Origin of the sequence: Pseudomonas sp. Sample_24, from assembly GCF_004307605.1 — a bacterium.
In the GTDB taxonomy this organism is placed as follows: Bacteria; Pseudomonadota; Gammaproteobacteria; order Pseudomonadales; family Pseudomonadaceae; genus Aquipseudomonas.
Genome location: NZ_RCNW01000319.1, coordinates 1 through 11,422 on the forward strand (window position 1 = coordinate 1; position 11,422 = coordinate 11,422).

Sequence of the window (11,422 nt, forward strand, 5' to 3'; positions counted from 1 at the left end):
CCAGGTAAATCTTGCGTCAACACAGCCTTTGAATCGAAAGCAAAGGGTGTTGCCAGGCTCGCTTACTCTGACCGAACCAACCTGCAAATTGATCAGGATCCTCACCCCGGGCCCAGAACCTTAGCCCTTGATGTGTTGCCTGCCCTCCTAAGTACCTACCTGCCAGCCCAAGCGCGCCAATTTATCAGCGCTTCAAACTGGCTGCTTTGTTCCAGTCGGGTTCTTCGTTCGACCAACGGTGGTCGTCGTCACTGGAACGTTTTAATTTTGCACGGCTCTTATCCGTGTCGCTTGTAGGAACACCATGACTATGTCTACTCAAATCCATGCACAGGATGCCATCCGCACCCTAACCAACGCTTTTGCACCAATGAACTGCCTGATCATGGCCGCTCGCAAAGGCTGCTTCAGTTTTACCCTGGTCAACGAACACGGCATCGCCCGACACAGCGAACGCCTGTACCCCGATCAATACTCCAGCGCTGAACCGCTGCAGGCCGTGATCGAACGTACTCGTCAGGCACTGGTTGCCTGAGACGCCAGCAAGGCTGAAATACCAAAAGCCCCGCTCTCAAAAGCGGGGCTTTTTGTTGCCTGAAATTTCAGTTTGCCCGCACAGCGGTTAAGCACCAACCGATATAACGGTTATAACTGGAAGCTGGAAATATTTTAAAAACAGTCCTTTACGCAGCGAATATGACACTACACTTCAACTCAAGCGGCTTGATCCGCTTTCGGCGAGCCTGATTCGATCCATTGCTGCCAAGGCCCTGTTCAGGTATCGCCGTCCAATTCATGGTTTCGAGGGTTTTATGGGTATCGCTGCCAGCGAACTGTGCCGTTATGTGATTCGTCCGACGCTGATCTACCTTGGACGCCATAGCGCAACTGCCGAATCCCTGCTGCTGGGCATTGCCGCCAGTCAGTCAGCCCTTGGTTCCGCCCTTCACGACCGCCGTGGCCACGGCCTCTACCGTATCGCCGAACCTCGCCATCAGGCACTTTGGGACCACTACCTGGCGCTCGATCCCGAACGCGCAAGCCTGGTCCGTGGCCTCGCCAGCCAACATGCCTTTCTCAGTGGCCCGCACGTCGAATTGACCGTCAACCTGCGTTACGCCACCGCCATCGCCTGGCTGATGGTCGAAGAACAGAACACCCCGCTCCCCGAAGCAGACGACCTGCTGGGAATGGCCCGAATCTGGCGCCAGACCTTCCAGCCCCAAGGTCGCCTGAGAGACTTCACCTTCGCTTGGCAAACCTGTGTATCACCACTGAATCAGGTTGCCTGCTAACACACTCTGGATCCAAAGATCGCACAATACGCTGCGAATCTGGTCGGATTGTCCTACAAAACCGCTCTAAATCAAGCCATACAGCCTATAGCGCTGGGACGAAAATGTTGGTAATTTTCGCCCCGGTGATCACCAGGAGTTCTAATAATGAAAAAAGTAATGCTCAAAACCACCATTAGTCTCGCCGTTGCCATGGCATCCACCCAGATCTTCGCAAGTGGCTTTGCCCTCAACGAACAAAGCATCAGCGGGATGGGTACTGGTTTTGCCGGGCGATCTTCCGTTGCCGACGACGCATCCACACTTGTGGGCAACCCTGCGGGCATGTCCCGCCTCAAGCGTGAACAAGTAACCGGTGGTGTTGCATTCATCGACGCACACACCGACATCAGCGATGCCAGCTCCCGTCCGAATGGCGGCACCAACAAAGGTGACATGGTCCCTTTCATGGGCGTGCCGATGGGCTATTTCGTCAAGCCTCTCGATGACCAATGGGCAGTCGGTTTCGGTGTCTATGCACCGTTCGGCCTGGTAACCGATTATGAAAACGGCTTTGCCGGCCGCTACTTCGGCAGCAAGAGCGAAGTCAAAATCATCACCCTGCAGCCAACCGTCAGCTACGCCTTCAACGACAAGGTGTCGATCGGTTTCGGCCCGACCATCAACCGTATCGACGGCAAGCTGGAATCCAACCTGTCGCTGGACCCGCGCGCACCGGATGGTGAAGTCAAGATCAAGGGTGACGACACGGCTCTGGGCTACAACATCGGTATCCTGGTGCAAGCCACCGACAGCACTCGCGTCGGCCTGACCTACCACTCGAAAGTGAAGTACAAGCTCGACGGTGACACCAAGGTCAACTACGGCCTGCTCGGCGCCCTGGGCCAGAATCCGAACCAGAAGTTCGATGCTTCCCTGGACCTGACCACGCCCGAGTCGGTTGACTTCTCGGTTACCCACCAGCTCGACGACCAGTGGACTCTCTATGCAGGCAGCACCTGGACTCGCTGGAGCCGCCTGAAAGAAATCACCGTGGAAAACGAAGGCGTTCCTGCTGCCCTGGCCGCACGTGGTCTTGGCACCATCACCGAAGAACAGAACTGGCACGACACCTGGGCTCACGCCATCGGTGCTTCGTATCAGCTGAACAAGCAGTGGGTACTGCGCACCGGTTTCTCGGTTGACCAGGCACCAACCAACAACGAAAACCGCTCCCCACGCATCCCGACGGGCGATCGCAAGATTTTCAGCCTGGGCGCCGGCTGGAGCCCGACCGACGACCTGACCATCGACGTGGCGTACTCCTACCTGTGGGAAGAATCGGTCAACGTCGACAACAGCAATGGCCGTCAGGCCTACAGCGCCAAGTATGAAAACTCGGCGAACGGTTTCGGTGTCGGTGCGACCTACCGTTTCTGATAATTCGCGGCGAGCCTGACCCCTCGCCCGCGCAATCAAAAAAAGCCCCGCGCTCTGGTACAGAGGCGGGGCTTTTTTGTGGCTGTCGATCAGGGAGCGGAGGCCAGGGGTGGCGAGGCCAGAGCCTTCTCCACTGCGGCGATGAAGTCGGGATCGTCAGGCTTGGTCAAGCTGGAGAAGCTGGCGACCACCTTGCCTTGACGGTCGACCACGTATTTGTAGAAATTCCATTTCGGCGGATTTTTCGACTGTTTGCCGAGTACCTTGAACAAGTTCGTGGCATCGTCGCCCCGGACTTTCTGTGGCTCGGTCATGGTGAACGTCACGCCGTAGTTGACGTAGCAGACCTTGGCAGTCTCGGCACCGTCCTTGGACTCCTGTTTGAAGTCATTGGACGGCACACCGATCACTTCCAAGCCTTGTTCCTTATAGCGCTGATTGAGCGCCTCAAGACCTTTGAACTGCGGGGCGAAGCCACAGAAGCTCGCCGTATTGACCACCACCAGCGGCTTGCCGGCGAAGCGCTGGCACAGGTCGATGGACTCATTGGAACGCAGCTTGGGCAACGAGCCCTGTAGCAGCGCCGGGCACTCTGCCGCTTGAGCCAATCCGGTAAACGCTACCAGTAACGCGGGAACTGCCAACCAGCGCATCAGCATATCGGTGCTTCCTTGAGTGATTCGGGTGACATCGAAGTTACTCGTCCTGCCCTCCCGCTAGCAAGCGTCCTAACACGCCCCCATGCCCAATTGCATCAACGCCAGGCCGCCCTGATGCCAACCCCACCAGGCCACAGCGAGCAACCCGGCGCAGACGGCAAGAATGGTGATACGTGGCCAGAGACTGTTCATGTCGTGCTCATTTGTGTTTGCAGGCGCGCAACCGGTCGCTCACGCACCGGCCAGTTCAGCGCGGCGGCCATCAAGCTCAGAAGAATCGCGACCTGCCAGATCAAGTCATAGCTCCCGGTCCGGTCGTACACCACCCCGCCCAACCAGCCGCCAAGGAACGAACCCAGTTGATGAAAGAGAAAAACGATACCTCCGAGCATGGACAGGTTTCGTACGCCGAACAAGGTTGCGACGGTGCCGTTGGTCAGCGGCACCGTCGACAACCACAGGAAGCCCATGGCCATTCCGAACAGGTACGCCGAAGTCGTTGTCACCGGCGCCCACAGGAACAGCGCGATCACCACGGCCCGCAACAGGTACAAACCGGTAAGCAAACGCGGCTTGGACATGCGCCCGCCGAGCCAGCCGGCGGTGTAGGTGCCGAAGATATTGAATAAGCCAATCAACGCCAGAACAGTCGTACCGACGGTGGCAGGCAGATGCTGATCGACCAGATACGCTGGCAAGTGCACGCCGATAAAGACCACTTGAAAACCACAGACAAAGAAACCGAATGCCAGCAGCCAGAACCCGGAGTGAGAACAGGCCTCACGCAGTGCCTCCGAGAGGGTTTGCTCATGGCCAAGCACTGGCAATGGCTTGTCCTTGAGCATGCTCACCAGCGGCACGATCAGCGCCACCAACAGCCCCAAGGCCAGCAGCGCCGCTGACCAACCGAGCCAGCCAATCAATCCGAGCGTGCCGGGCAGCATGGCGAACTGACCGAACGAACCGGCGGCGCTGGCAATGCCCATGCCCATGCTGCGTTTTTCCGGCGGCACTGCGCGCCCGACCACCCCGAGAATCACTGAAAATGAGGTACCCGACAGACCAATCCCGATCAGCAGACCGGCGCTCAGGGACAGGGTCGCCGGCGAATCCGACAGGCCCATGAACACCAGACCCAGGGCGTACAGCACACCGCCGATGAGCACGACTTTCGCCGCGCCGAAGCGATCGGCCAACGCGCCAGTAAAGGGCTGTGCGAGTCCCCAGATCAGATTCTGCAGGGCGATGGCAAAGGCAAACACCTCGCGTCCCCAGCCGAATTCGGCACTCATCGGCGCCAGGAACAGCCCGAAGCCATGCCGCACCCCCAGAGACAACGCAAGAATCAGCGCACTCCCCAACAGAACCCAACCACATGTACGCCACATTGATGTCATTATTGTTCTCCGGTCGCGGGTATATACCCGCTTAAGATCGAACAAACTGGCATCAAGCCAGTTCATCCAGCAACTTCAGTAATGTTTCGCGCTTTTCAGCGCCCAGACGATCGATCAAGCGCTGTTGCGCCGCCTCCCACGCCGGCAGGGCTGCTTTTAAACGCTCTGCTCCGGCTTCGGTCAGCCTGACGATGCGATTGCGCATGTCCTCGCCCTCGACCAGCATCACCAACCCTTCGCCCTCCAGCACACGCAGATTGCGCCCCAGCGTGCTGCGGTCCAGCCCCATCGCTTCGGCGAGGGTGGAAATGCTCGGTTGATCCAGCCGTTGCAAATTACACAGCAAAGAATACTGCGCGACATTGATCCCGAAGCCGTCGAGTGCGCCGTCGTAATGCCTGCTGACGCCACGGGCGGCGCGACGCAGGTTGATACATAAACATTGGGATTCGAGCATGGTGCGTGTATATACCCGCGGTTGTGTTAAATCAAGTCGCATGATGGGTGAAGTTCAGAAAAACGCCAAGCCCACCAGCACTGCAACTTCCAGCAGCTCCAGCAGCGCCCCGGCGGTATCGCCCGTGGTTCCACCCAATCGCCGTAGCATCATCTGCCGCAGCCAGACAAACATTGCCGCCGCCAGGGCCAGCGCCAGAACACCGCCAAACCCCGCAATCAGCACACAGACCACGGCGCTTGCGACCATTATCTGCTTGCCCGCCGAGCGCGGAAGATGATCGGCGAGCGCCTGGCCCAAACCGCCTGCGCGCACATAAGGGGTGGTCAGGAACAACCCCAGCAACGCAGTTCGGCCGATCAGAGGCACGATGATCAGGGCCAGCGCATGGGACTGCTCGATCAGCGCCAGCAACGCGCAGAATTTCAGCAGCAACACCAACACCAGCGCCACCACCGCGATCGGACCGCTGCGCGGATCTTTCATGATCGTCAACGTCCGTTCGCGATCACCAAAACCGCCCAGCCAGGCATCGGCACTGTCGGCCAGGCCATCCAGGTGCAACGCTCCGCTGAGCAGGACCCAAGCCGTCAACAACAGGGCCGCATGCAGCAGCAAAGGCGCTCCCAGCATCAGCCAGTTGAACGTCCACAGAATGATGCCGAACAACAACCCCACCAGCGGATAGAACAGCAGCGAGCGTCCCAGCTGCTCAGGCGTCGGCATTCCCGGCAGACGGATCGGCAGACTGCTGAGGAATTGCAGGGCGATCCAGAATGGCAACATGCTCAGATCACTTCCCTTAACACGCCATCGGCATCGACCGACAGCGAGAACAACGCACCATGACCGACCTCGACACCCAGCAATTGCTCGCGCGGCAATCCCCGTGCCTGGGCCAGCAGCAGACGCATGACGCCACCATGGCTGATCAGCAACACCCGTTCACCGGCGTAGGCGGCCTGCAACCTCGCCACGGCGGCAAGCACCCTGGCAGAAAAATCCGCAACCGGCTCACCGTCCGGAGGGGTGAACGCATAGGGATCAGCCCAAAATAGCCCCAGGGCCTGCGCATCGGTTTTCATCAATTCGGCGGCGCTCTGCCCTTCCCAAGCGCCGAAATGCAGTTCCTGCAGATCTTTTTCCAGCGTGACCGGCAAAGCCAATCGCTCACCGAGCTCATGGGCGAACCGCGCACACCGCTGCAATGGCGAGCTGACCAGGCGATCCCACGGTCCCTGACTGAGCACCGCCGCGCGCATTTGCGCCCATCCCGCCTCGGTCAGCGCATCGTCGAGGCTGCCGCGCAGGCCGCCGCCGAGTTCGGTCTCACCGTGACGCAACAGATCCAGGTGCAAAATCATGCCGGACGATCCGCCACGGCAGCCTCGGCGAAGGTCGCCATCTGCCCGTGCAGATCACACGCCAGGCGCAGCAACGGCACCGCCAACGCGGCACCACTGCCCTCGCCCAGTCGCAGTCCGAGATCGAGCAACGGTTCGGCATTCAGCGTTTCCAAAACATGCCGATGACCCGGCTCGGCGCCACGATGAGCGAACAAAAGCCACGGACGGCATTGCGGGTTCAATCGCACCGCGACCAATGCCGCAACGCTGCAAATGAACCCGTCCACCAGTACCGCGACGCCTTCCTGGGCACAGGCCAGGTAAGCCCCGACCAACGCTGCAACTTCAAAACCGCCGAGGTTGAACAGGGTGAGCAAGGCATCGCCACGTTGAGCGGCGTGCAACGTCAACGCCCGCTCGATCACTTGAGCCTTATGGCTGACACCTTGTGCATTCAACCCGGTGCCCGGCCCGGTCAGGTGCATCACTGGACAATCGAGCAAGGCACAGGCCAAGGCACTGGCGGCGGTGGTATTGCCGATGCCCATCTCGCCACCGATAAACAGTTGCGCGCCCGTCGCGATGGCACGCAACACGCTGTCGCGACCGGCCTGCAACGCAAGTTCGCCTTGCGCCTGAGTCATCGCCGACCCTTGTACGAAATTCGCCGTGCCAGGGCCGATGTTCAGATGACGTACGTTCGGCAGATTCAACGACGGCGTTACGGTGCCGAGATCGACCACTTCCAGGGATGCACCCAACTGTCGCGCCAACACGCTGATCGCCGCACCACCGTTGACGAAGTTGTGCAGCATTTGCCCTGTGACTTCCTGGGGGTACGCCGACACACCCTCGGCGACCACGCCATGATCACCGGCGAAAATCGCAATCCACACTTGATCCAGGCTGGGTTTCACCTGCCCTTGCAGGCCGGCCAGCTGAACAGCCAGCGACTCGAGCTGACCGAGGGAACCGGCCGGTTTGGTCAGTTGCTGTTGCCGCGCTTGCGCCAGTTCGAGCACTTGGGTGTCGAGCGGTTTGCAAGGGGCCAGCCACCAGGATGAGGTCATAACGCAGTTCCTTTCAGAGTCAGGGGCAAGCCGGCAACGGTCAGGACGACTCGCTGACAGCGTTCGGCCAGAGCTTGATGCAGCCAACCGGCTTCATCGACAAAGCGGCGAGTCAATTCGCCCAGCGGCACGACACCCATTCCGGTCTCGTTGCTGACAAAAATGATTTCACCCGGCAGCGACACCAGGCACTCCAGCAAGGCATCACGTTCGGCGCAAAAGCGCTCAGCGTCGTCGAGCATCAGCAGGTTGGTCAGCCACAGCGTCAGGCAATCCACCAACAGGCAATGATCGGCGCGCGCGTTTTCCCGCAGGACGCGGGCCAGTTGCAGCGGTTCTTCAATGAGGTTCCACTCGGCTGGGCGACGGGCGCGGTGATGGGCGACCCGCTCATTCATTTCACCATCAAGCGGCTGGCTGGTAGCGATGTAGGTCACCGGCAATTGGCTGTCAGCCGCCAGTTTTTCGGCCAGGCGACTTTTGCCGGAGCGGGCGCCGCCGAGGATCAGTTGCAGCATGGTTACTTCCTATAAATATTGGTGAATCGACTGACGTCATCGCGGGCAAGCCTTGCTCCTACAGTTTTGTGTCAACCACACAATTGCGGCTCGCCGCGAAATTGTCGGAGCAAGGCTTGCCCGCGATGAGGCCAGCACAATCACCTCAGATCCCACAGAGTTCCCGTAACAGCGCGGTATCCAAATGCTTCTCCACCAAATCCGCCAGCCGCTCGATATCGCGCTCGCGCAAACCGTGGTAATCGACGTCCTGCACGTTCTGCAAACCCGCCCAGCGCAGCAGCGCACTGCAAGCGGCCGGTGATTCGAACAGGCCATGCAGATAAGTACCGAGAATTTGCCCGTCGACGCTCCGGGCACCGTCGCAACGACCGTCGTCGAGTTGCACCGCCGCATTTTCCAGCGCCGGCCCGGTGGTCACGCCCGCATGAATTTCATAGCCGACGACTTCAGCATTCTCCAACGCCAGGCGCCCACGCACATTGCGCAGTTGTTTGTCCTGTTCCAATTGCGTTTCAAATGCCAGCAAGCCCAGACCGGCGCTGGAACCGGGTGCACCCTCCAGGCCCAACGGGTCATGCACTTGCTCGCCAAGCATCTGCAGGCCACCGCAAATTCCCAACACTTTTCCGCCATAGCGTAAGTGCCGAGAGATCGCCGTTTCCCAGCCGTTAGCCCGCAGATAGGCGAGGTCACTGCGCACACTTTTCGAGCCGGGCAGAATGATCAGGTCGGCCGGCGCAATCGCCTGACCGGGGCCGATGAATTGCAGGTCGACTTGCGGATGCAGGCGCAGTGGATCGAAATCGGTGTGGTTACTGATGCGCGGCAACACCGGCACCAGCACTTTCAGGACTTGCTCGGCCTTGTCGGTCTGGCGCTGATCGATGCCGTCTTCGGCTTCCAGGTGCAGGTCCATCACATAAGGCAGCACACCGATCACTGGTTTGCCGGTGCGCTGTTCCAGCCAGTCGAGACCGGGTTGTAGCAGGGCAATGTCACCGCGAAAACGATTGATGATGAAGCCTTTGACCCGTGCCTGTTCGCTCGCTGACAACAGCTCCAGCGTGCCCACCAGATGCGCGAAAACCCCGCCGCGATTGATATCGGCGATCAGCAGCACCGGGCAATCCACTGCTTCGGCGAACCCCATGTTGGCGATGTCGCCGGCACGCAGGTTGATTTCGGCCGGCGAGCCCGCGCCTTCGACCATCACCACCGGATACGCCGCGCTCAATCGTGCGTGCGAGGCCAGCACCGCTTGCATCGCGATAGCTTTGTAGTCGTGATAGGCCACGGCATTCATCGTCGTGACCGCGCGGCCATGGATGATCACCTGCGCGCCGGTATCGCTGTTGGGCTTGAGCAGTACCGGGTTCATGTCGGTGTGAGGTTCGAGGAACGCCGCCTGAGCCTGCACGGCTTGGGCGCGGCCGATCTCGCCGCCGTCGGCCGTCACTGCGCTGTTGAGGGCCATGTTCTGCGGCTTGAACGGCACCACACTCACCCCCTGACGTTTGACCCAGCGGCACAGCGCCGTCACCAGGGTGCTTTTGCCGGCATCGGAGGTGGTGCCCTGCACCATCAGCGTGGTCATGGGTGTTCCTTGGATAAAGCAGTGAATGCGGCGTCGAGACGCGCCCAATCGGCTTCATCTCCCGGCAAGCCAAAACGCAGGCTGCTGTTGTGGGTGAACAAGCGCAGCAGAATGCCGCGACGGGCCATGAACTCGTGGAGCTCTTCGGCGCGATCAGTGATCAGCCACTGGAACAGCGCGCAACCACCCTGCGGTTTGAAACCGTGACGCTCGAGCAACGACGCCAACCGCTCGCTGGCCTCTTCGGCCCGTATCCGTTGCTGCGTTTGTCCTTCGGTATCACGCAGGCACGATTGGCCCAACACACGGGTCGGACCGCTGACGGCCCACGGCCCTACCTGTTCAGCGAGCAACTTGAGCAACTTGCGCTCGGCCAGCACAAATCCCAGACGCACGCCGGCCAGGCCAAAAAACTTGCCGAACGAGCGCAGTACGATCAGGCCGACCTGATGGGCAAACGGTGCCAGGCTCAAGTGCGGCGTGTTGTCGATGAACGCTTCGTCCACCACCAACCAGCCTCCACGCTGTGCCAGGCGCGTGTGCCAGTCCAGCAATCGGGCGGGCGTCAGGCTCAGCCCGGTAGGATTGTTCGGGTTGACCACCACCAGCACGTCGAGGCTGTCGAGGAAGAAATCGACTTCCTGTTCCAGCACTTCTCGCACGATGTAGCCGTTGCGACGCCAGGCTTCGGCATGTTCAGCGTAACACGGCGACAGTACGCCAACCTTGCCGACCCGCCGCAAACGCGGCAGCAGCTGGATAGCCATTTGCGAACCGGCCACTGGCAATGCCTGCAAGGTGCCGTAGTAATCGCAGGCGGCCTGCTCCAGGCCATCGTCGGCCTCTGGCAACCGCGCCCAGGCGCGCAGCGGGATATCGGGGACTGGAAACGGCCAGGGCGCGAGACCGCTGGACAAATCAAGCCAATCGGCTTCCTCGATGCCGTATTCGAGCGCCGCCTTGCGCAACCGTCCACCGTGTTCAAGCATAAAATTCAGCCCCCACGCAGAGAATCAGCAGCCATAACCATACGCCGCGCTGGACCAATTGCCAGCCACGGTCGATGGAGTCCGCGTCCGCCGGCGCACCTTCGCCCAGTTGCGGACGCTCATGCCGTTCGCCGTGATAAATCGCCGGCCCGCCCAATTCGACGCCCAGCGCGCCGGCCCCCGCCGCCATCACTGGACCCGCATTCGGGCTGTCCCAGGTTGGTCCCTGGGTACGCCAGCATTTCCAGGCCAGTCGGGTTTTGCCCAGTAGCGCGTAGGTCATCGCCACCAGACGCGCAGGAATGTAATTGAGGATGTCATCGATCTTTGCCGCGGCCCATCCGAAACGCTCGAAGCGTTCGTTGCGATAACCCCACATCGCATCCAGCGTATTGCTCAAACGGTAGAGCACTACGCCCGGCGCACCGGCCACGGCGAACCAGAACAAGGCGGCGAACACCGCGTCGCTGCCGTTCTCCAGTACCGATTCGGTGGCGGCACGGGCGACTTCGGTTTTGTCCAGCTCACTGGTTTTGCGGCTCACCAGATAACTCACGCGTTTGCGTGCCTCTTCAAGATCATCGCTGCGCAGGGCTTTTGCTACAGGTTCGACGTGCTCACCGAGGCTGCGCATGCCGAGGGCGCAATACAGCGCGAGAATCTCGACGATCCAGC

The 11,422-nt window shown here is 60.3% G+C and carries 14 protein-coding genes; 3 read left to right on the forward strand and 11 right to left on the reverse strand.

Going from position 1 to position 11,422, the window contains the following annotated elements; all coding sequences use genetic code 11:
• Positions 1-310 precede the first annotated feature (310 nt).
• The 3 genes from D8V06_RS17025 (at position 311) to D8V06_RS17035 (ending at position 2,714) form a co-directional block, all read left to right on the forward strand.
• Entirely contained in the window at positions 311-535 is a 225-nt protein-coding gene (locus D8V06_RS17025; protein ID WP_003204606.1) for a hypothetical protein, read from the forward strand.
• 277 nt (positions 536-812) lie between these two features.
• A complete protein-coding gene (locus D8V06_RS17030; protein WP_056852925.1) occupies positions 813-1,295 on the forward strand; it encodes a hypothetical protein in 483 nt (160 codons plus the stop codon).
• Positions 1,296-1,442: 147 nt separating this feature from the next.
• Positions 1,443-2,714 (forward strand): outer membrane protein transport protein, encoded by a 1,272-nt coding sequence (locus D8V06_RS17035; RefSeq protein WP_130931364.1) that lies wholly within the window; start codon positions 1,443-1,445, stop codon positions 2,712-2,714.
• 89 nt (positions 2,715-2,803) lie between these two features.
• On the opposite strand, the gene D8V06_RS17040 is transcribed toward D8V06_RS17035, so the two are convergent.
• From D8V06_RS17040 to cbiB, 11 genes are all read right to left on the reverse strand, one after another.
• Positions 2,804-3,373, reverse strand: a complete 570-nt coding sequence (locus tag D8V06_RS17040; protein WP_130908450.1) for a redoxin domain-containing protein — start codon at positions 3,371-3,373, stop codon at positions 2,804-2,806.
• A 69-nt stretch (positions 3,374-3,442) separates the two neighbouring features.
• Complete coding sequence (locus tag D8V06_RS31035) at positions 3,443-3,565, reverse strand: hypothetical protein (RefSeq protein ID WP_269083286.1); 123 nt, start codon at positions 3,563-3,565, stop codon at positions 3,443-3,445.
• Positions 3,562-4,770, reverse strand: coding sequence for an MFS transporter (locus D8V06_RS17045; RefSeq protein ID WP_130908451.1), 1,209 nt, complete (start codon positions 4,768-4,770; stop codon positions 3,562-3,564). Before D8V06_RS17045 ends, D8V06_RS31035 begins: the two co-directional genes overlap by 4 nt.
• Positions 4,771-4,822: 52 nt before the next feature.
• Positions 4,823-5,227 (reverse strand): MarR family transcriptional regulator, encoded by a 405-nt coding sequence (locus D8V06_RS17050; protein WP_056852929.1) that lies wholly within the window; start codon positions 5,225-5,227, stop codon positions 4,823-4,825.
• A gap of 54 nt (positions 5,228-5,281) precedes the next feature.
• On the reverse strand, positions 5,282-6,013 hold the full coding sequence (locus D8V06_RS17055) for an adenosylcobinamide-GDP ribazoletransferase (protein ID WP_130931365.1): 732 nt from the start codon (positions 6,011-6,013) through the stop codon (positions 5,282-5,284).
• A 2-nt stretch (positions 6,014-6,015) separates the two neighbouring features.
• Positions 6,016-6,591 carry an alpha-ribazole phosphatase family protein gene (gene cobC / locus D8V06_RS17060; protein WP_130908453.1) on the reverse strand — a complete coding sequence of 192 codons (576 nt, stop codon included), beginning with the start codon at positions 6,589-6,591 and terminating at the stop codon, positions 6,016-6,018.
• Positions 6,588-7,643 carry a nicotinate-nucleotide--dimethylbenzimidazole phosphoribosyltransferase gene (gene cobT, locus D8V06_RS17065; protein ID WP_130931366.1) on the reverse strand — a complete coding sequence of 352 codons (1,056 nt, stop codon included), beginning with the start codon at positions 7,641-7,643 and terminating at the stop codon, positions 6,588-6,590. Before cobT ends, cobC begins: the two co-directional genes overlap by 4 nt.
• Positions 7,640-8,161 carry a bifunctional adenosylcobinamide kinase/adenosylcobinamide-phosphate guanylyltransferase gene (gene cobU / locus D8V06_RS17070; RefSeq protein WP_130931367.1) on the reverse strand — a complete coding sequence of 174 codons (522 nt, stop codon included), beginning with the start codon at positions 8,159-8,161 and terminating at the stop codon, positions 7,640-7,642. Before cobU ends, cobT begins: the two co-directional genes overlap by 4 nt.
• A gap of 145 nt (positions 8,162-8,306) precedes the next feature.
• Entirely contained in the window at positions 8,307-9,758 is a 1,452-nt protein-coding gene (locus tag D8V06_RS17075; RefSeq protein ID WP_130931368.1) for a cobyric acid synthase, read from the reverse strand.
• A complete protein-coding gene (cobD, locus tag D8V06_RS17080) occupies positions 9,755-10,747 on the reverse strand; it encodes a threonine-phosphate decarboxylase CobD (protein ID WP_056852935.1) in 993 nt (330 codons plus the stop codon). Before cobD ends, D8V06_RS17075 begins: the two co-directional genes overlap by 4 nt.
• Positions 10,740-11,422: adenosylcobinamide-phosphate synthase CbiB (gene cbiB, locus D8V06_RS17085; protein WP_130931369.1), on the reverse strand; the 683-nt coding region annotated here is incomplete at its 5' end. The genes cobD and cbiB, both read right to left, overlap by 8 nt.